This is a genomic window from Geomonas diazotrophica (assembly GCF_019063885.1).
Lineage (GTDB): Bacteria > Desulfobacterota > Desulfuromonadia > Geobacterales > Geobacteraceae > Geomonas > Geomonas diazotrophica.
This window is the reverse complement of sequence record NZ_CP077684.1, coordinates 1,656,794-1,676,999: the sequence shown is the minus strand read 5'-3', so window position 1 is coordinate 1,676,999 and position 20,206 is coordinate 1,656,794. Positions and strand designations below refer to the sequence as shown.

Below are 20,206 nucleotides of genomic sequence, written 5' to 3'. Positions count from 1 at the left end.
ACAGTTCCCGCGTCCCCCCTCCCCCAGGCTACGGAACCGCAGTGATGTTCCTTCGCCCCAGGTCGATCACCCCGTGCCTCTTTGGTTCCCCATTCACTATCCCCCGCACCACCCTCTCCCCACAGAACATCTGCGGAATCCTGTAGTTGTCACCCCCGACGATCGTGAAGCTGTTGCAGGGGGATTTGAGGATCTCGGGTTCCAGAAGGCGCAGGGCCCGCACCTGGGCATTTACATGCTGGTCCACGCAGTAATACGAGAAAAGCCGCGTCGGGAAAAGGGAGGCCACCAGCACGGCGCCCAGCGCCAGTCGAGGCCAGAGGCGCTCATCCGGCCAGACCTGCTCCACCCCCGCCACCAGAGTGAAGGTGGAAATGGAAATGAGCGGCAGGTTGGCGAAGACGTGCAGGCCGATGTAGTTGCGCAGAAGCAACGTGTAGACCAGCACCGCCGGCAGCAGGTACGCCTGCAGGGAACGCCGCCTCGCCAGGTTCACGAATGCGAGCGGCAGGACCAGGGCGAAGTATCCCAGGTTCACGTAGAAGTGCTTGGCCAGGGTGATGAGCAGGGAAAAGAGGCCGATGTTCTCGCTGTAGCGCTGGCTCAGGTTGGCCCGGTGCAGGTACTGGGCCAGCAGTTCCCTGGCGCCGGCGGCGAGCCCGCTGCTGGTCCAGGACAAGAAGAACATGACCGTACAAAAGGCGCCGACCACGCAGAACAGGTCACGGAGAAGAACTTTCTTGTCACGGTGCCCCCACCAAAACCGGGACAAGGCGCCGAAGAAGGCGAAGGGGGCGATCAGGTGAATGAAGAACGGGGCAACCAGTGAGCCCAGCCTGAAGAGCCGGGTGGCGGCCGCCGGACGATCGCTGGTGAGGGAAACCGCGGCAGCCAAAAAGCCGATCCAGAACAGGAGCGCGGCGTCGATGAAGACGAAGGAAAGGCAGTCCCTGCCGATGGGAGAGACCAGCAGCACCGGTACGGCCAGGTAGGAAACCCCACTTTTGTTCCTGAAGGCGAAGGCGAGCAGATAGAGGCCGGGGATCGTGTAGAGAAGCGCCAGCGACCTCCCCACCATCTCCGTGTTGCCGAAAAGCTTGATCGCGGCGGCCAGGGTGAGGAAGAAAGCGTTGGGCCAGTGGTTATATTCGGTGATTTTGCCATGCTCCACGTCCACATCCCGCGCCAGGACCGGGTTGGGCCAGACACCGGCGAAGTTGGCAACGGCGAAGCCATGGGCGTGCATGGAAACCACCGACTCCTGGGGCGTGTCGTTGTACGGCCTCCAGTAGTCGGCCCGGCGCAGGTAGAGGATCGCCGCCACGGCGAGCACCGAGACGCAGAAGAACAGCAGTGCCCTCTTGCGCCTCACGCCGTTTTCTCCTCGTGGTATTCCTCCTCCGCGTTGATCCCCCAGATGTTGTCCTTAACGGTGCAGCCGGAGGCGATGTTCTCGACGGCGGCCATGGCGGTAAGCATGGAGTGGTCTGCGTTGTTGTAGCGGTGCATGCCGTTGCGCCCGATCAGGAACAGGTTCTCGAAACGGTCGGTGTAGCCGCGGATGACGTCGAAGCGGTCATAGCTGCCGAAGTAGGCGGGGTAGGCCTTGGGCATGCGCAACACCGTCGAATCGAGCACCTCCGTCGCGTCTATAATGCCGATGGAGGCGAGCTCGGAGATGGCGAAGGAGGATAGCGCAGCGTCCTCCATCCCCCAAAGCTCGTCCCCCTCGTTGCAGAAGTACTCCAGGCCGATCCAGACGGTGTCGGGATCCCTTACCAGGTAGGGGCTCCAGTTGTTGAAGATCTGCAGCCTACCGAGTTTCACCTCGCGCTCCTGGATGTAGATCCAGTTGTCGGGGACGATCCCGTTGACGGTGGCAGTCCCGGTCTCGTTACGGATGGCGAGCCTCTTCAGCAGAAGCCCGACCGTGATGAAGTCGCGGTACTTGAGCCCCTTGGCGACCTCCCGCACCTCCGCAGGAACCTCCTCGCCCAAGGCGGCAACCAACTCCCGGACCGGCATGGTGGAGAGGAAATAGTCGCCGGCGTGGCGCGTCTCGACACCGGTCGCCTCGTCCCGGACCAGGACCGCGCGCACCTCTTCCCCCTCGGCTTCAATGCCGACCACCTTGGCGCGCCGCACCACCTGCCCGCCGTGACGCACCACCCGCTGGGCAGCCTCCTCCCAGATCTGGCCCGGCCCAAGCTTGGGATAGTAGAACTGCTCGATGAGACTCGTCTCCACCTTCTTCGCGTGCAGACGCTCCCCTTGACCGGCCAGCTTGCGCAGGGCATGCAGCAGCGTTTTGGTAACCGAGAGCCCCTTGATGCGTTGGGCACCCCATTCCGGCTTGATGTCCCGGCAGGGGACGCCCCAGACCTTCTCCGTGTAGTCCTTGAAAAAGGTGCGGTAGAGTTCGTCGCCGAAGCGGTTGATGAAGAAGTCCTGCAGCGACCGTTCGTCGCGGATCGGGGCGAGCCTCGCCTTGACATAGCTCACGCCGATCTTGACGATGCGCCAGGCTCCCAGGTTGCGCACCGTGCCGAGGGAGAGGGTGATCGGGTAATCGAAGAAGCGGCGCAGAAAGAAGATGCGCGAGCACCGCCCCCGTACCAGCATGACCCCGTCCGTCTCCTCAGGGTCGGGGGCACTTACCCGGACCGGCTCAGGCTCCAGGATGTCGCGCAGCAGACATTCAGTGGCCAGCGGCACCTGGCGGCCGAGCAGGCGGTCGTCGCGGGCCGGGGCTCCCTGCAGCGGGAAGAGGTTCTGCCACCAGCGCATCACCCGGTCCGACTTGGAGAAGAAGCGATGCCCGCCGATGTCGATCCTGTTTCCCTTGTAGTTGACGGTCTTGGAGATCCCTCCGATGTCGTCGGACATCTCGAAAACGAGCGGGACGACGTCGGTCTTGTCGAGGAGTTCGTAGGCGGCGGTGAGCCCGGCGGGTCCCGCGCCTATGATGATGGCGGTCTTCTTGGACATAATTTCCTTGTCAGGTTAATCGGGGTTACCGGTAAGGTCCCGGTACAGGCGTTCGTACTGCAAAGCGATCTTTTCCCAGGTGAAGCGCTCCTGCCAGGCGGAGTACCCGCAGGCCGCCATCCTCTCGAGCCGGGGGTGGTCGTTGGCGGTCGTCTCGAGAAGTTCCGCCGATGCTGCGACCCGCGTCCTGCTGAAACCGCTTGGCGAGACGTCCGTCGGGAGCAACACCCCTGCGCCTGACCACCTGATGATTTCGGCGGCGTTGCCCGCATCGCTGGTGAGAAAGGGGGTACGTGAGGCGAGGCACTCGTACAGCACGATGGGGGAGCACTCGACGCGGCTGGGAAAGAGAAAGAGGTCGGCCGCGAGGTAGGCGGCCACGGTCGACTCCCGGTCCAGCGACACGACCAAAAGCTTCTTGCCGCTCTTTTTCCAGGCGGGACGCCGGTTGTACAGCGCCGATTTCAGGGCGCACGTCTTGCCGCAGCCGTTCCAGTAGCTGTTGCCTATCATGAGGAAGGTGGTGTCCGTCAGGCGCGCCCGGTTGAAGATCTCGATGGCCTCGGCGTGCCCCTTGAGACCAGTGTGCGATCCCACGCTGAGGATGAGCCTGTGGCCCGCGGGGATGCCGAGCGCCTTCCTGATGTCGAGCGCGGGCGGGGCGAGGAACTCGTCCTCAGCGGCGCCGTTTGGGATCAGCACCGTATTGGTGACGCCGTTATCACGGGCAAAACGGATGTCCCGGTAGTCGTCCGAGAGAAAGACGTTGATGTCGTAGCGCTTCAGGTACCCCGGCATGCGCGCGAAGTAGGCGGCGTAGCGCCTGTCGTGCAAAGCGGAGAACCCGGTGGGGACGAAAACCTTCTTCCCCGCGATCCGGTCCAGCATCGGCAGGGCAAGGTCGGTCGCCCACTGCTGCGCGGCGAAGCTGGTCACCACGTCGAAACGAGAGCCGAGCAGGAAGTCGCGGTAACGCTGCACCTCGCCCCGGTACCCGTTCACCTCGTTCCCCCTCACGTCGAATTCCTCGATGCGAACCCCGTTGTGGCTCACGCTGCGCCCGGCAACCCTGGCGGTCGCCACGGTCACCTCGTGGCCGCCCCTGACCAGGCGCTCTGATAACTGCTGCACCACCTCCTGCATCCCGCCGGTCTCCGGGTGGTACTGGGCTACGGTGTGCAGGATCCTCATGGCTTAAGCCCCAGCATTCTTTTCAGGACGATGATGAGCACGGTGGGTGTCCGCAAGAGCAGGAACAGCGGCAGCGACCCGCCGGTGGCGTTGAAAAGGAACCGGCGCGCCTGCGGTTCGAGCAGGCTCCGGGTGAGGCGCAGCGAGTCCAGGCGCGGCAGCTCCTGCGCGATGCGGCAGACCACCGCGTTGCTCCAGGCGCGATGATGCCCTGCCCTGAAGGCCTCCTCGGACCATTTGTTGTAGAAGGTGAGCGAGTTGACGAACATCCTGGTGTCGTCCTTTTGCATGTTGGAGCCGTGCCTGCGGATCTTCACCAGCTTGCCGTCCACGTAGTCGAACTGGTAACGCCTGGCGAGCCGCAGCCACATGTCCCAATCCTCGCAGGCGCTCAGCGTCTCGTCGAAGAACCCGACCTCCCCCAGCGCCTCACGCAGGACCAGGATGCCGCTGCCGCTGCCGGTCACCAGGTTGGCAGCCAGTATGCGCTGGAAGATGTCGCCGCGGTTCTCCGGATCGGGTTCGACGACGTGGCAGTCGTGCCGCACCACGGAGCCCTCGTCGATGATGTCGTAGCGGCAGTAGACCGCGGCGAGGTGCGGGAAGCTGCTTTCCCGGAACAGGGCGAGTTGTCGCGAGAGCTTGTCCGGGTACCACTCATCGTCGGCGTCGAGGAAGGCGACGAACCTCGAGCTGCAAAGGCGGATGCCGGCGTTGCGCGCCGAGCTGAGCCCTCCGTTTTCCTGGTGGAAGTACCTGATCGGGACCTCCCCCCGCACCCCTCGCACGATGTCGGCGGTAGCGTCGGTGGAACCGTCATCGACCACGATGATCCGCGTCGGCGGATGGTCCTGCTCCAGCACCGAGCGCAGGGCTCTCTCGATGTAGGGGGCCCCGTTGTAGACCGGGATGACCACGTCGACCGACCAGTCGTCCGGGGCCTGGAACGGTCCGCTGCCGTCCGGTTGCGGGGAATGGGATGAGCCGATCATGATGACACCCTTCCATTCCGGCGCAGCGGGACCGGCAGCCGCCGGGACAGCCGCCAGGCCTTGTAGATCAGCAGCGCCTTGACGAGCCTCAGCCGCATCCTGCGCACGGCGGCCGCCAGCAGCGCGGGGTCTTCCGCCTCCCCGGCCAGCGATGCGCCCAGTCTTGTGACCAGCGCGAACAGGGGGGCCGGCTCGGGCTCACCGGTGAGATGCCCGAAGGAACAGTGCAACAGCGCGGCGAGGTCGGCGACGGTCCGGTCATCGGGTGACAGCCCCGAGGCGAAGGCGATGTTTTGTCCGCAGATGCGGACCACGCCGTCAGTGATCCGCTGCGGCGCGGTGCGGCAGATGCTCCCCTCCACCTCGCGGTAGCCGACCAGCCTCTCCGGGAGATTCCCGATCCTGCAGTCGCCGTCACGCACGAACCGGGACCAGAGATCGAAATCCTCGGGCTGCCGGTCGGCCTCGGCCGCGTAGAGCCCCACCCGTTCCTGGACCGACCTTCTCATCATGACGGAGCTGTGCACGAAGTAGTTGTCGCAGAGGAGGTTGAACTTGAGCGCGGCGTTGTCGCAGGGGTGCTGGTGCGCCCTTTCCGTGCGGCGCGAGCCGACGTAGATGTCGGCCCAGGTGCCGAGTAGGCCGCAATCCGGGTGACGCTCCAGAAAATCGACCTGCTTCGCCAGGCGCTCGGGGTAGCTGATGTCATCGGCATCCTGCCGGGCCAGGTACCTCCCCCGGGACACGGAGATGGCGCGGTTCAGACTGGGGGAAAGCCCGCGGTTCTCCTGCTCCAGCAAGCGGATGCGCGGGTCGGCGTAGCGCGCGATCACCTTCGCGCTGCCGTCGGTGGAACCGTCGTTGACGACGATAAGTTCGAAGTCGGTGAAGGTCTGGGCTAAAAGCGAATCGATCGCTTCGGCCAGGTAGGGTTCGGCGTTGTAGACCGGCAGCAGGATACTTACCAGGGGTTGCGGCATGGCTTCACGGCTCCCGTCTCTGCTTGAATTCGCGGATCACCCGGCGGTAAAAGGCAAGGAGCTCTCCGATACGGTCCTCGGAGGCGATCGCGTCGACCTCGCGGCCTACCCCCTGCCGCAGCGCGGCGAGTTCGTCCCCGGACAGGGAGAGGAGCCGTTCCACGCTCACGGCCAGGCTATCGGCGTCGCCGTTTCCAAACAGGAAGCCGTTCACCCCGTCCTTGACCATCTCCTCGAGGCTGGAGCGGTCCGAGGCGATGACGGGTGTCCCAAGCTGGAGCGCCTCGAGGCAGACGTTGGGGTAGTTGTCCACGCGCGACGGCACCAGTACGGCGGCCGCCCGCCGGACGAACGGGAAAAGCCGGGACTTTGGGAGCACCGGAAAAAAGAGGAGGCGCTGCGAGGATTCCGGGCAGCTCCGGCGCAACCGGTCGGCGTACTTGATCCCGTCGGGACCGCCGTCGTCCCGACCGATGAACACCACGGAAAGGTCCGGGTGCCGGGCCAGCAGGCCGGGAAGCGCCTGCACCAGCAGGTCCACCCCCTTGACCCGGTTCAAGGTCCCGAAGTAGAGCAGGTAGCGCCCGGAAGGGGCGTGCGAGGCGCAGAAGGCGTCATCGTCCTCTGCCGAAAGGTCCTCAAGCGGGGTTTTCACCACCTCGAGATCATGGGCCTCCAGGCGCTCGAAGTAATCGGCCATGAAACGGCTGGGGGAAAAGGAGGCGTCGGCGTCGACGACCTGGCGCAACTCCAACCAGTCCAGCAGGTACTCGGAGAACTTCCGCTTGTTCCCCTGGGCGGCTGCGTAGAGCGGGGTGTAGCTGGAGACGCGGCAGACGACGGGGACGGCGCCGTTACCGAGGAGCGCGTAGCCGGGGGCCTGGTAGCTGGAGGCCTGCACCAGGTCGAAGCCCGCCTCGGCGTGCGCGGCGTGAAAGGCCCGGGCGCAGGCGCGGGCCGCGAGGAGGCGCTGCAACAGGGGCATCACGGAGGCGAGGTACGGGATCCTGGACAGGAAGGCGGGGAGCCGGGGGGTGCGCAGCTGGCACACCCTCACGTCACCGTCGCGCCAGCGCGCGTCACGGTCGGAGGTCACCAGGACCCAGACCTCGCAGCCTCGCTGCGCCAGGGCGGCCGCGGTTTTCCTGACGTAGCCGGCGAGCCCCCCTTCGGCCGCCGCATCGCTCGGATACTCTGGCGTCAAGAATGCGATCTTCACGGCGTGCGCTCCTCGAGCCTCGCCAGCAGGTCCTCGATTTGGGCCTGTTCGGGCCACATCTGCCCCGGGTGCCAGTTAAGCTCGCCATCCCAGTGTCCCGGGCAGGAGTGCACCATCCAACTGACGTAGGTGTAGCTGATCTCACCGACTACCGGGGCTCCATCCCGCAGGAGCAGGTCGAGCGCCACCGACTGGGTGCCGAGCTTCTCTGCGACCCGGAAGGCGAGCCTGACCGCCTCCGGGGTGATCAATCCAGGCTCGACCGAAAAATTGCCGCTGCCGCTTGCCCTGAAGTCGCCGGGGCGGTTATGGCGGCGGTAGCCGAAGGCCCGGTTGCCGATGATGGTGACGCGGGTGTCGTAGTCGTTGCCCGGCAGGAACTCCTGGAAGAGGACGTAGTCCTTGTGCAGCTCCCAAGGGTGCGGCTCGTCCAGGGCCAGCAAGGCCCGCAGCGCGTGCTTCACCCTGTGCCTAAGCACAGGGGGGGTCTCGTCGAGGGTTTCCACCCCGTGGCCGAAGAGGCGCTCGATCCAGTGCACCGCCTCCGAGGCGGAAGAGACCAGCCTGACGTTGGTCGAACCGGCGCCGGACCACAGCTTCAGCACCACCGGGTAGCAGGCCTGCGCCGCCCAGGCCAGCGCGGCGCCCTTGTCGTACCAGACCCAGGTGCGGGGGATGGGGATGCCCGCTGCCTTGAGCAGATGGCTCTGGGCGATCTTGTCGTCGTAGTGCCAGCAGGTCTGCTGGTCCGGATAGACGGTGAGCCCCAGTTCGCGCTCGACCACGGGCAGCAGGCGGCGCGCCACCTGCCGCATGTGCGGCGCATGAACGTGCCGCCACATGAAGGCGTCGCACCCCTCGAGCTGCTCCAGTATGTCGGCCCGGTACACGTCGACCGTGCGAACCTGGTGCCCCGCCTCGCTGAGGAGCCGACTCCAGATCGGCGAGGAGGCGTCGCCGGGACCGTAGTCGTCGGGCTGGATGGCGATGGTCATGGCTGCCCCCCCCTGGCGGAAGCGCCTGCTCCCACCCCCTTGATGGGATGGGAGCACCTGGCGACCAGCGGTGTGAGCCGCGAGGTCACGGTTATCGGGGAGAGCTCCGGAACGTACACGTCGTTCATGGCGAAGAGCTCGACCTTCGCGTAGTAGCACCTGAGCACCCAGTAGAATTCGCCTGCGCTCCACTCCCTCACGTGCTGGTAGTAATCGGGGGGGCCGTCGGTGTCGAAGCTCTCGTGGCGTCTCTTGTTCGGGGTGGTCAGGATGGCGCGGTCGGCGAGCGCGCAGCAGCTTTCCAGGAAGGCGTTGAAATCGGAGACGTGCTCGATCACGTCGACTGCGACCACGAGGTCGTAACGCCCTCCCAAGAGTTTCGCCTCCTCCTCGGTGCAGTACTTCACGTTGCTCCTGGCGCGATGCACCCGGGCCCAGGCCAGTGCATCCAGGTCACGGTCCACGCAGACGATGCTGCGCCCGGGGTCGGCGGCGGCCTCGGAGGCGAAGCAGCCGGTCCCCCCACCCAGTTCGAGGATGGACCTCGCCTCGCCGATCAGCCTGGTGCAGGCCCAGTTCAGGGCGACCATGTTGGGCCACTCGAAAAATCCCCCCTCCGCGGCGCGGGCCTCCTTCTCGGCCAGGTTTATGCCGCCGGCCTCCTCCCGCTCCAGGTACGGCACGGCCGCGCCGGCGCTGAGTTCCGCACCGCTCTCCTCGGGGCGCCTCTCGTAGCCCAGCTTGCGCGCCACGTCCTGCGTGAGCGCGGAAACCTTTTCCAGCGTGGTCCTGCGGCTTGGTTCCCTCCAGGACTGCGCCTCCCGCTTCAGTTGTTCCTTGTTGCCGCACCACTCCGCGAACCTGGCGAAGTAGTACTGCCAGATCCTCTCCTCGCTGTAGCGCTCCCGGTAGGCGCGCAGACCGTTTGCGGCGATGCGGCGCCGCTCGTCATCGTGCTCCAGGTAGTAGCGGGTCAGCTCGACGCACTCCTCAACGCTGTCGAAGCCGATCACCTCCTCCCCGAGGGCGAGGGCCTGCCCGGTACGGCACTTGTTGTCGCAGATCTGCAGCACCCCGTTGGCCAGAAGGGCGAAGAAGCGAAGGTTGACCGGCCCCACGCCGTTGTGGAGGTTCCAGCCGACCCTGGCCCGGCGATAGGCCGCCTGGCGCTCCTCGGCACTGACGTACCCTCCCGGCCAGCCACGCCCCCGGAACATCGCTGCGGGAAACTCCCGGGCGAGGAGGTCCAGTCGGTCCCTGCGCCAGGCGCTCTCGCGCTCACCGAAAAAGACCAGCTCAAGGGGACGCTCCTCGGCGAGCACCTGCTCGGGTGTCAGCGAGGCGGGGGCATCATCGCCGACAAAGGCGAGCGGTGCCCAGGCGTGATGGCGCACGCCCCAGCTTTGGTACAGGGGGGCACAGGCGAGGTTGCCGATCAGGCAGGCATCCGCATAAGGGGCGACCGGCTTCGAGAGCCCGGTCGAGGTCTCAGGATCGTCGAAGCAGCCGTACACGTTGAGGCAGTCGAATTCGGCCAGCCAGGCGGGGTGCACGTTGGCGCCGTTGAAATTCCAGAAGACGTCGGCACCGGTCAGCGCCTTTTTCAGGCGGCGCTGCAGTTCGACCAGTTCCGGGTCGCGCGAGCGCCAGCGCCGGTCCAGTTCGTCGAAGTGGTAGCACGGCTTCGGGGTCCCCGGGGTGAGGCAGAATCCCTCGACCTCCCACCCCAGAGCACGGGCCCGCTGCACTATCCCCTCGTGCCACCGGCGCGCCTGTTCAGACCACGCTATGTAACCGAAAACGACCTTCACGCGCTATTCCTCATTTACCCCGGGACCAGGTACAGACCGGTCCAGGAGTCCTGCAGGTGCAGGATCCTGCCGGTCAGGAGCCGGTCGGCGTAGAGCCGCTCCACGCCGGTACACACGTCATTGATCCAGCCGTAGACCTTGGCCAGTTCCGGATTGAAATCGTGCCAGATGACGATGCTCCCGGGCCGGCACCGTTTCAGGACCTTTCTGGTGTCGTGGTAGACGAAATCGGCATCGTGGCAGCCGTCGATGAAGGCGACGTCGATGGGGCCGAAATCGGGCTCCCAGCGGGCAGTGTTGGCGAAGATCTGCCTGACGTTGGCCAGTCCCTTCTCCCTGTAGTAGCTGCCTATCTCGTCGCGCGAGGGGGCGAAGGTGACGTTTCGCCCCCCCTGGGCGATCTCCTCCGGCGGGATGTTCACGGTGTACACCGTGGCTTCCGGCGCGTTCTGCGCGATGAGGCCCGTGGTCCTGCCGTGGGAGGTGCCGATCTCGAGGATGATCCTGGGGGTGCCGTTGCAGCAGGCGCCGCCGATCACCGCGGCGTCCAGCAGCCGCCGGTTGTTCAGGTCTTCGAGGTACTGGAACTCGTGAAAGTGGTCCCCCTCAAGCAGCGGATCGCGGTCCCAGGCAAGCGCCTTCTTGAGGCAGCTGAAGTCGCGCGCCGTCAGCACGTTGGCCGTAAGAAACGAGAACGGGTGCCGGTCCCGGTGCTGGAACATGGATGAAAAAGGAAACTTCACGTCTGGTTATTCTCCGTCGTAAGCCGCACGCGTATGCCTCAGGGGCGTCTCACCGTCTCCCAGTGTAGCGGGAGAGCGAACTTGGCCCGGAAGGTGTCTTCGAGATAGGCCTGGTTGTATTTTCCGGTCAGGGCAACGGTCAGGGGGATGCGCACCCCGGAGATGGGGAGGCAGCTGCGCACGTTGAAAATGGTGGCGCGGATCCTCAGTTCGTACGGGACCGGGCCCAGCAGGTTGGCGGGAATGACCGCCCTGGAGGTGTAATCTCCCGGCTCCACCGACGGGATTCCCTCCCCCGCCTCGTCGTGGAAGCTGCGCAAGAGGAGCGTCTCGTCGCTGTCGCACAGGTCGAAATAGACCCTGAGTCCGGTGCAGCGCCTGAGCACGCGGTAGCGTATCTCGATCTCGAGCGGTTTGTCGTTCTCCACCACCGCCCCCAGCGGCTGTGCCCCCTGGCTCAACCCGATCGATTCCAGTTTGAAGTCGGGGTCCTCCGGGAGCGACGCTATGACCCGCTCAAGGCTTCCCTGTTCGCCGGTGGCGCTGGTATCCCGCAGGTACCGTTCGATCACCTGCGGCGCGGCACCGTCTGCGATCAGCTCCCCGCCGGACAAAAGGATGGCCCGGTCGCACAGCTGCCTGATGGCGCGCATGTTGTGGCTGACGAAGAGGACGGTGCGCCCCTCCCTGCCGACGTCTTGCATCTTCCCCAGGCACTTCTTCTGGAAGGCCGCATCCCCGACGGCCAGCACCTCGTCGACCACCAGGATTTCGGGCTCCAGATGCGCGGCGACCGCGAAGGCGAGCCGGACGTACATCCCGGAGGAGTAGCGCTTGACCGGCGTGTCCAGGAAGCGCTCCACCTCGGCGAACGCAACGATCTCGTCGAACTTCCGTCTTATTTCGGCGCGGCTCATCCCCATGATGGCGCCGTTCAGGAAGATGTTTTCCCGCCCGGTGAGTTCGGGATGGAAACCGGTCCCTACCTCAAGCAGGCTCGCCACACGGCCGCGGAGACGGACGCCTCCGGCGCTCGGCTCGGTGATGCGGCTCAGGATCTTCAACAGGCTCGATTTCCCCGCACCGTTTCTGCCGATGATACCAATCCGTTCCCCCTGCCCCACCTGGAAGCTGACATCCTTCAGGGCCCAGAACTCCTCGCTGTACTGGGCGGCCGCCACCTTTTGCCCGAGCAGCCGCTTGCCCAGGCGCCGGGCCCCCTCGGTGAGCACGTCGCGCAAGGCGGCCTGCCCCGCGCCGCCGCCCTGGTGGCGGATCAGGTACTTCTTGGACAGGTTTTCCACCTTGATCGCGTAGGACATCGGTTACACCACGTCGGCGAAGCTGCGTTCCATGCGCCTGAAGGAGACGACTCCCCCGACGAGAAGCGCCAGCACCAGGAAGATGGAGAGGGTGAAGCCGGGGATGCTGAGGCGCGGGGCCTCACCCAGAATGGCCCAGCGGACCCCTTCGATGACTCCGGCCATCGGGTTCAGGAAGTAGAAGAAGCGCCATGATTCCGGGACGACTGCGCTGGAAAAGCCGACCGGAGACACGAACAGGCCGAACTGCACCAAAAGCGGCACCAGGAAGCGGAAATCGCGGTACCTGACGTTGAGAGCGGCGAACCAGAGCCCTGCCGCAACGGCGGTAAGAAGGGCGAGCAGCAGGAACGCGGGGAGCAACAGCAGGTTAAGGCCGGGTGCCACGCCGTACCAGACCATGAACCCGGCGAAGATGGCACCCGCGACGGCGAAATCGACCAGGTTGACCACCAGCGTCGCGGCCGGGACCAGGAGCCTCGGGAAGTAGACCTTGGTAAGGAGGTTGGCGTTGTCCACCAGGGAGCTGCTGCAATCGGTGAGGGTGCCGGCGAAGAGCTGCCAGGGAAGCATCGCGCTGAAGACCAGCACCGGATAGGGGACCCCGTTGGAGGGGAGGCTGGCCAGTCTGCCGAAGATGACGGTGAAGACCACCATGGTAGTGACCGGTTTGAGCACGCACCACAGGATGCCGATCGCGGTCTGCTTGTAGCGCACCAGCACGTCGCGCCAGGCCAGGAAGACGAAGAGCTCCCGGTAATGCCACAGGTCGCGCCAGTAGTTGGCGACGCTCCCGCCGGCCTGAATCACGATCTCGTTGTCGCTGCCTCGTTCCATGAATTTCCCGCGTCTACTTTTTTGCCGGAAAGAGCCCGGCGATCAGTGCCTCGAAACAGCTGCCGGATTGGGCCAGGGAGTGCCGGGAGGCGTAACCGCGTCCCTGCTCCGCCAGGCGCTCCGCCAGTTCCCGATCGGCGAGCAGCCGCTCTACCCGGTCGGCCAGGGCGGCCACGTCTTCAACCGGCGCCACCAGGGCGTTCTCGCCGTCGCGCGCGAAGCCGACCGCGCCAGTGGTGACCACGGGGCAGCCGCAGGCGAAGGCCTCCAGCACCATGAGCCCGTAGCCTTCAGAGCGGCTGGGATAGAGGAAGAGGTCGGCGCTGCTCATGATCTCCCGCAGCCGGTCTTCGTCGACGCTGCCGAATTCCCGGTGCGGCAGGTCCGGCTCGGCGCAGGGGGCACTTTCCCCCACTGTCCAGAGCTCGAGGTTGCCGCCGCGCGCGGCCACCCGCCGCACCGTTTCCAGGGCCAGGTCGAATCCCTTGCGCCGGTCCGCGCGGGACAACAGCAGAATCGCCCTGCGCCCCTTTTTCGCCGCTACCAGCTCCCGGGAGGGGGCGGGAAAGAAGCGAGCGGTATCCACGCCGTTTTCGGCGACGGCGCACTCGGCCCCGAACCTCGAACCGAACAGGGAGCAAAGCGTATCGGAAACGGTGACACAGGGGATGGACAGGGGACCGAAGGCGAGCCGGTAGAGCCAGCGCATCAAAAGGTTCCCCGGAAACCCGTAAGCGGTCTCGTTGTCGTCCTGGGCGAAGTGCAGCACGCGCCCCCGGTTCCTGAATCGCAAAAGCACGGCGGTAGGCACGATCGTGGCCAGCACCAGGTCCGCATCCTGCCGCTCCAGGAGCGCGCTCGCCAGGGTCCCGAGTTTGCCGGGAAACAGTGGCCTCTCCAGCGTGAACGACGGGTGCAGGGGGAACGCGGTATCGATCAGGTTGCAGCGCAGCGTCACATGGTGGCCGGCCTGGGCCAGGCGCCCGAGGTGCGCGAGCACCATCTTGTCACCTCCCCTGTTCAGGACGCTATGCGCGAAGTAGACGATCCTCATGCCCGCTGGAACAGGGCGTCCAGGTCCCGTGGCCGCCCCTCTTCCCCCGCCGCCAGGTGCACCAGGCGGAACCCCCTCTCCTCCAGGAAGCTGCCGATCCTGAACAGGTTGCCGGAGCACTCCCGGAACACGCTCATCTCGATGAGCACGAGCCTCGTGCGGGAGAGCACCTCCTCGGCTGACTTCAGCACATCGTACTCGCTCCCCTCGGTGTCGATCTTCAATAGGTCGATCTCCCCCACCTCGAGTTCTTCCGCGATCCCGTCAAGGGTCCTGGCGGGGACCGGGTAGCTGTCACGGTAACCGGCGTCGGGCTGCGGCAGGTAGGAACTCAACTGGGTGGACTCGCAGGCCACGTGGAAGAGCACTTCCCCTTCCTGGTCGCTGACGGCGCAGCGGCGACAGTCTGAACTACGCAGGGCGTTGGCGGCCAGCAGCTCGAAAGAGCCGGGGTCCGGCTCGATGCTGATCACCCGGCGCGCAGCGAGGTAGTGGCTGGAGAAGAAGTTGAACTGGCCGATGTTGGCGCCGACGTCCAGCACCACGGGACGCTCAGGGAGCAGGTCCCTGAGGCCGTGCGCGGCGCAGTAAACCCGCTGCAGCGAGGCCACCGCGAGCGGCTCATTGTAGCAGAAGCGCCGGCCGAAAACCATTAATGATTTCGCCCTTCCTCCCCCCACTCCCAGCCTCCCGGCGAGGTAACGCAGGTACTTATGGAACAGCAGCGACAGCTTCGCCGACAGCGGGACCCCCCCGACGGCGAAGATCAACTGGCGGTCCAGGCTCAGGGACCATTTCAGCATCCGCAGCGTGGCGCTCATCGGTATACGATCCAGGCGAACATGAGGGCCCAAAGTACGCTCACCGCGAGGAGCTGTTTGTCCTTCAGAAGGGACTCGGTGGGGTCTCCTCCCAGCCCCGACTTAACGCGGAGGACGAAGCGGAACAGCCCGAAGCAGCAGAGGATCACCGTGTAGACCAGGGCGGGGCGCGTGACCACGTAGAGGGTGTAGGTGACCAGGACCGCAGCGCCGGTCATGGCGAGGAGCAGGTCGAGGACCCCCTCGGGATAGTGCAGAAGCGACTTGCGGTGCGCCCCCGCCCCTTCCCCCAGCGCGTTCAGCTCACCGAGCCTCTTCCCCGTGCTGAGGAACAGCGAGAGCAGGAACACCGACAGAAAGAGCCACGGCGAGACCGGGATGCCAAACGCCTCGCCACCCGCCTGCAACCGGAGCAGGAACCCGGAGGAGATGCAGAACAGGTCGAGTACCGGAATCTCCTTGAGCTTGAGCGAATAGCAGACGGAGATGGCCAGGTAGGCGACCAGAAGGAGCAGGAAAACGGGAGAGACAAGCCACCCAAGCCAGAGCGCCGGCACGAGGAGCAGGACGCAAATGGCGAGCGCGAGCGAGGGGGAGACCGCACCCGACGGGATGGGGCGGTGCCTCTTGACGGGATGATGGCTGTCGTTGTGGCGATCGCAGAGGTCGTTGAGGACATAGGTGGAGCTGGCGGCCAGACAAAAGGCGGCGAAGGGAACAGCTCCCCTCGCCGGCACGCCCGGCGCCAGGATCGCCCCCCCCAGAAACGGCGGGAAGAAGATCATCAGGTTCTTCAGCCACTGCTTGGGGCGCAGCATCACCAGGTACTTGAAAGTGGTCCGGTTCATTTTTCACCTCCCTGGCGTACAGCGGGCGGCGCCACCAGGGCCTTCCGGGATTTAAAGCTGCCACTGTCCAGGTTGGCGATCATCTTCAGGGCGAAGACACGGTTCTCGCCCCCTTTGGCCAGTTCTGCGTAGCGCCCCAGGTAGCGGCGGGCGTGCTCCGCGTCCCCTTGGGCGTAGTAGAGCTTCCCCACGTTATAGTAGGCGTCAAGGTACCCGGGATCGCTCTCAATGGTGGCCAGGTGGTACTTGATTCCCTTCTGGAAGCGGGTGGCCTCGTCGAGCCCCCGGGCTCCCATCAACGCCAACACCATCTCGTGGTACACGGGGATCGGGTTACGGGAGTGGTTGGCGGCCTGTTGCATGGCCTGCTCGTAGCGGGGGTAGTCCTTGCGAGCAAGGTACACCCGGGCAAGGTTCTTCCATGCCACCGGCTCGTTGAAGCCAAGCGCCTGCGCCTTGCGGATGTAACGCTCGGCATCGTCATAGCGCTGATCGTCCAGGGCGACTGCCCCAAGAGACGAGTAGCTCTTGGCGAAGCCCGGGCTGTGTTTCAGGCAGTCCTGCCAGAACGCGGTGGGGTCGCGCCAGAGGGCGGCCCGGTTGATGGTGGGGATGCCGAGCAGGAGCACGCCCCCCAGAAGGAGCCACGCGGGCACCTTGAACTCGAGGAGCACCAGCGGGACCAGCAGCGAGAAGCCGACCATGGGGAGGTAGAGGTAGCGCTCCCCGAACGGGGTCCAAGGGATCCTCCCCAGGTAGGCAAGCAGCGGCGGGATGATCCCTACGAAGACGATGAGCAGCGGCAAAAGCGCCTGGGGGCGGCGGCGCATCAACACCCAGGCGGCCGCCACAGCAAGGGCGCAGGCGGCGAGGCCAAGGGGAAGGTCGTAGGTCAAGATAGTGAAGTTGAGCGGGAACGGGAAGACGAGCTTGCGCAGGTAGAAACCGTACCCTCCCAAGGCGTCCAGCACCGTGGGGTAGGTGTAACTCTGTGCAGCCGTGGCCGCCGCGGCGGCCGTGCCCTCCATGGCCTTGGGGACCTTCTCGACGCCCCCCTTGCTCAAAACCCCCTTGGCGAGGCTCGCCACCCCCCGGTCGAAGTTGAGGGCGGTACCGGCGCGCAGCAGCAGGTACAGGGTCGTGGTCCCCGCGACCGCGCCGAACAGCATCAGCGCATCACGCTTACCCTCCCGGGGAGCGCGGCGGAGCAGGTACAGCGGCACGATGGCGGCAACCGCTATCGAGGACTCTTTGCTGGCCAGCGAAGCGAGGTAGGCTGCGGTGAAGCAAAAAAGCGTCTGCCAGGTCACCTGTTCGCGCCGCTCAACTAGCAGCACCATGGCAAGGATGAAGAAGAAGGTGCACAACAGGTCGGGCCTGGCGGAGACCCAGATAACGGCTTCGCTGTTGAGCGGGTTCAGCAGGAAAAAGAGCGAAGCGATCAGGGCTGCCCGCTCCTTTTGCGGGTGGTCCGCGAAGAAGAGCGACGCGAGCCAGTAGATCAGCAGCGCGTTGGCGAGATGGATGACGACGTTGACCGCGTGGAATGAAAGGGGGGGCAGCCCGAAGATGCTGTAGTTGGCGACGTACGATATCACCACCATCGGGCGGTAATAGGTGCTGGCGCCACCAAAAAGCAGCGACTTGAGGTCGAGGGTCTGCTGGGTGACAAATTCCGTCATCCCCACGTCGTCAATGGGGAGAAACCCCACCTGCAGCGCGCAGAGGTAGGCCAGCACCCCTGCCGCAAGTATGGTGAGGATCGGGAAAATCCTTTCTTTCATTCACGCCCCTGCGCCGAGCGGTGGCTCTTGATCAGGTCCAAGAAGATCTGCTCGAGCGTGCGCCGCTCGGGCTCCACGGACAGGAGCTCGTTTTCGCGGGACAGGGACGAGAGCAGGGCGTTCAACGAATCCCTGGGGATGGAGAGGCGCCATGCGTCCCCTTCCCTGGTGGCGGCGACGCCATCGGGGAGCGAGGGGGAGAGTTCGTCGCTTCGCCTGATCACCACCTCGTAGGAGTTGAAGCTCCCGTCGATCACCGACTTAACCGCGCCGCAAAACTGCAGCGAGCCACCAAGCAAAAGGGCCACGTCGTCGCAGACGCGCTCGACATCATGGATGATGTGGGTGCTGAAGAAGACGGTCTTGCCGCGGGCCTTCAACTGCTGAATGATGTCGGTCACCAGGGCGCGCCCCAGCGGGTCGAGGCCGGACATGGGTTCGTCCAGGATGTAGAGGTCAGGGTCGTGCACCAGGGTCTGGCCAAGGCCGATGCGCTGCACCATACCCTTGGAGAGGCTCCGGATGGGACGGTCGGCGGCATGGGTCAACTCGATCAAGCGCAACACCTCGTCGACCTTCCCGGCGCTCTCCGCGCCTGGGACCTTGTAGTAGCGCGCCACGAACTCCAGGAGCTCGCGCGGCGTCAGGTAATCGTAGTAGGCCGGGTTCTCCGCCAAGTACCCCACCCTGCCCCGGGCCTCGGGGAGGTGGGAATTCTTGCCGTAGAAGGAGGTGCTCCCGGCGTCCGGACGCAAAAGCCCCATCAGGATCTTGATGGTCGTACTCTTGCCGGCGCCGTTGGGGCCGATGAAGCCGAAGACGTTGCCGTGCGGCACCGAGAAGGAGACGTCGTTCAGGGCGCGCACCTTGTGGGTCAGCTTCTTGGTGAAGGTCTTGCTGATCGAGGAGACATCAATGGCGGTCATGCGCTGCTCCGTGCACTGCCAGCTTGCTGGTGGTTTTGATGCGACCGTCGTTGCGGTCGTAGTAGAAGGTCCCGCCGTAAGGGTCGGGAGGAACACCCTTGAGCACGCCACCGGCTACCAGGTCGGCGAGCTGCGCGGGCTTGTGCCCGGTCTCTTTCTCGTACCTCTGCACGGCCTTCTCCAGGAACAAAATCGTCTCCAGCGCCTCGATGCGGGTCTTGATCCCCCTGCGCACCTGGTCGCTGTAGGTACCCTCGTAGACCACCTTGAGGTACTGGACGGCCTGCTCGGTCTGGTTGGCCTCGTAGTAAAAGCGTCCCGCAAGGTTGGAGAGAAACGCCATCTTCGGGTTCAACTGTGCAGCCTTGCCCATGTACTGGGCGGCCTTCTGGTAATCCTTGAGGAAATACGAGTTGTTGAAACCGATAAAGAAAGGCATGTAAAAATCCCATTCCCTCTTCTTGACCCCGCGCTCCAGAATGTGGTTCATCGGCTTCACGAGTCCCGCGTCCCAGGTGAGGATCGCCTGCCCGAAGTAGTAGGAGTCGATGTTGTAGGGGTTGAGCCTTGTGGAGGTGTCGACGTACTTCAGGAGCATGGCGTAATCGGGGGGCTGGTGCAGGTCGAGTATGGTCCCGTAGTAGAAGACGGCGTCGTAAAAAAGGAGCTCCGACAGAAGGTAGCGGTGCTCTAACGACGTGAAAAAGGTAACTTCGAAGGAAGGTCTGTAGCCGAGTCGTTCGGGCGCGGGAGTGGATTTGCGCAGCGCGGTAAGCGCCAGCAGCGCAGGAACCAGAAGCAGCAACCCGATGGCGAGAGCGACCAGACGCCTCATATGAAGTCTCTGCGGGAAAACGCGCACGAGGCGAGGGTGAGCATCACGACAACGTAGCCAAAGCCGTACAGCGAAGTCAAGAGGAGCGCCTTGGGGTCGACAGGGAGCGCATAGATCATCTGCACCTTGAGGTCGAAGGGGGTGAGGTTCGGAAACAGGTAGTAGATCACCTGCACCACGCCGCGCAAAAAGGGCGACATGCGCTCGGCACCTTGGGCCGTCTCGACGAACAGCTTCACCTTCTCCGTGGTCATCCCCACCGCGTACACGGCCAGGGTCAGGATCATGGGAAGAAACGAGGAGGTCGCCACGGCGGAAAAGAACACCAGCACGGAGGCGAGCACCAGGAGTTTTTCCAGGTCGAAGATAAGGTACAGCAGGTAGTTGCCCCAGACAACGGGACGGTCCGGCGGATAGGCGCCGGACATGAGCCAGATCCCCACGCAGTTGAGCGTCCCCATGAGCGCCAGCGAAGCCGCGAGCAGCAGCGAGAGCCCCAGGTATTTCTCCAGGAGATAACGGGTACGCGAGATGGGAAGAGTGGCCACCGAGTAGATGGAACGGCTCTGGATGTCACGGGGGACGAGGGCCGAGCCGATCAGCAGCACCAGCAGGACGCCTATGGCGGAAACGGCGGACAGGGAGAAGGTGGTCGCCGCCGCGGTCACGTCCCGCATGGAGAAGGAACCAAAGATCGGCAACGTGCAGACCAGCAGCAGCGAGACTACGAAGAGCCCCAGCAAAAGGCGGTCACGGAAGCCCCCCTTCAGGGTGGCCAGCGCCAGAGGAAATCTTGCCAGCATTGACGACGAACTCCTGTTCGGGTGAGGTGGAAATAAAATGGGGCATGCAGGCATGCC

The 20,206-nt window shown here is 64.9% G+C and carries 18 protein-coding genes; all 18 read right to left on the bottom strand.

Features of this window, described 5'->3' with window-relative positions; translation table 11 throughout:
* Nucleotides 1–28 precede the first annotated feature (28 nt).
* Genes KP003_RS07350 through KP003_RS07265 form a run of 18 tightly spaced genes read right to left on the bottom strand, consistent with a single transcriptional unit; the run spans nt 29 to nt 20,149 of the window.
* Nucleotides 29–1,372: a hypothetical protein gene (locus KP003_RS07350; protein ID WP_217300542.1), complete on the bottom strand. Its 1,344-nt coding sequence runs from the start codon at nt 1,370–1,372 to the stop codon at nt 29–31.
* The gene (locus KP003_RS07345) at nt 1,369–2,988 is read right to left on the bottom strand and encodes an NAD(P)/FAD-dependent oxidoreductase (protein WP_217300541.1); all 1,620 of its coding nucleotides are present in this window, start codon (nt 2,986–2,988) and stop codon (nt 1,369–1,371) included. The genes KP003_RS07350 and KP003_RS07345 overlap by 4 nt, the downstream gene beginning before the upstream one ends.
* A 15-nt stretch (nt 2,989–3,003) precedes the next feature.
* Nucleotides 3,004–4,179 (bottom strand): glycosyltransferase family 4 protein, encoded by a 1,176-nt coding sequence (locus KP003_RS07340; RefSeq protein ID WP_217300540.1) that lies wholly within the window; start codon nt 4,177–4,179, stop codon nt 3,004–3,006.
* On the bottom strand, nt 4,176–5,171 hold the full coding sequence (locus tag KP003_RS07335) for a glycosyltransferase family 2 protein (protein ID WP_216791296.1): 996 nt from the start codon (nt 5,169–5,171) through the stop codon (nt 4,176–4,178). The genes KP003_RS07340 and KP003_RS07335 overlap by 4 nt, the downstream gene beginning before the upstream one ends.
* Nucleotides 5,168–6,151, bottom strand: a complete 984-nt coding sequence (locus tag KP003_RS07330; RefSeq protein ID WP_216791294.1) for a glycosyltransferase family 2 protein — start codon at nt 6,149–6,151, stop codon at nt 5,168–5,170. The genes KP003_RS07335 and KP003_RS07330 overlap by 4 nt, the downstream gene beginning before the upstream one ends.
* 4 nt (nt 6,152–6,155) lie before the next feature.
* Nucleotides 6,156–7,370, bottom strand: a complete 1,215-nt coding sequence (locus KP003_RS07325) for a glycosyltransferase family 4 protein (RefSeq protein WP_216498164.1) — start codon at nt 7,368–7,370, stop codon at nt 6,156–6,158.
* Entirely contained in the window at nt 7,367–8,365 is a 999-nt protein-coding gene (locus KP003_RS07320) for an ATP-grasp domain-containing protein (protein WP_216498165.1), read from the bottom strand. The genes KP003_RS07325 and KP003_RS07320 overlap by 4 nt, the downstream gene beginning before the upstream one ends.
* A complete protein-coding gene (locus tag KP003_RS07315) occupies nt 8,362–10,176 on the bottom strand; it encodes a glycosyltransferase family protein (RefSeq protein ID WP_216791292.1) in 1,815 nt (604 codons plus the stop codon). The genes KP003_RS07320 and KP003_RS07315 overlap by 4 nt, the downstream gene beginning before the upstream one ends.
* 14 nt (nt 10,177–10,190) lie before the next feature.
* Nucleotides 10,191–10,919 (bottom strand): class I SAM-dependent methyltransferase, encoded by a 729-nt coding sequence (locus KP003_RS07310; RefSeq protein ID WP_216791290.1) that lies wholly within the window; start codon nt 10,917–10,919, stop codon nt 10,191–10,193.
* Between the two features lie 38 nt (nt 10,920–10,957).
* Nucleotides 10,958–12,241, bottom strand: a complete 1,284-nt coding sequence (locus KP003_RS07305; RefSeq protein WP_216498171.1) for an ABC transporter ATP-binding protein — start codon at nt 12,239–12,241, stop codon at nt 10,958–10,960.
* Nucleotides 12,242–12,244: 3 nt separating this feature from the next.
* Nucleotides 12,245–13,078 (bottom strand): ABC transporter permease, encoded by an 834-nt coding sequence (locus KP003_RS07300; protein WP_216498172.1) that lies wholly within the window; start codon nt 13,076–13,078, stop codon nt 12,245–12,247.
* Nucleotides 13,079–13,091: 13 nt separating this feature from the next.
* Entirely contained in the window at nt 13,092–14,132 is a 1,041-nt protein-coding gene (locus KP003_RS07295) for a glycosyltransferase family 4 protein (protein ID WP_216498174.1), read from the bottom strand.
* Nucleotides 14,129–14,953, bottom strand: a complete 825-nt coding sequence (locus KP003_RS07290) for an FkbM family methyltransferase (protein ID WP_216791288.1) — start codon at nt 14,951–14,953, stop codon at nt 14,129–14,131. Before KP003_RS07290 ends, KP003_RS07295 begins: the two co-directional genes overlap by 4 nt.
* The gene (locus KP003_RS07285) at nt 14,950–15,801 is read right to left on the bottom strand and encodes a decaprenyl-phosphate phosphoribosyltransferase (RefSeq protein WP_216791286.1); all 852 of its coding nucleotides are present in this window, start codon (nt 15,799–15,801) and stop codon (nt 14,950–14,952) included. Before KP003_RS07285 ends, KP003_RS07290 begins: the two co-directional genes overlap by 4 nt.
* Entirely contained in the window at nt 15,798–17,585 is a 1,788-nt protein-coding gene (locus tag KP003_RS07280; RefSeq protein WP_216791284.1) for a hypothetical protein, read from the bottom strand. Before KP003_RS07280 ends, KP003_RS07285 begins: the two co-directional genes overlap by 4 nt.
* Nucleotides 17,582–18,511, bottom strand: a complete 930-nt coding sequence (locus tag KP003_RS07275; protein ID WP_216498180.1) for an ABC transporter ATP-binding protein — start codon at nt 18,509–18,511, stop codon at nt 17,582–17,584. Before KP003_RS07275 ends, KP003_RS07280 begins: the two co-directional genes overlap by 4 nt.
* A complete protein-coding gene (locus KP003_RS07270; protein ID WP_216791282.1) occupies nt 18,498–19,346 on the bottom strand; it encodes a tetratricopeptide repeat protein in 849 nt (282 codons plus the stop codon). The genes KP003_RS07275 and KP003_RS07270 overlap by 14 nt, the downstream gene beginning before the upstream one ends.
* Nucleotides 19,343–20,149 carry an ABC transporter permease gene (locus tag KP003_RS07265; protein WP_216498183.1) on the bottom strand — a complete coding sequence of 269 codons (807 nt, stop codon included), beginning with the start codon at nt 20,147–20,149 and terminating at the stop codon, nt 19,343–19,345. The genes KP003_RS07270 and KP003_RS07265 overlap by 4 nt, the downstream gene beginning before the upstream one ends.
* Nucleotides 20,150–20,206: the final 57 nt, after the last annotated feature.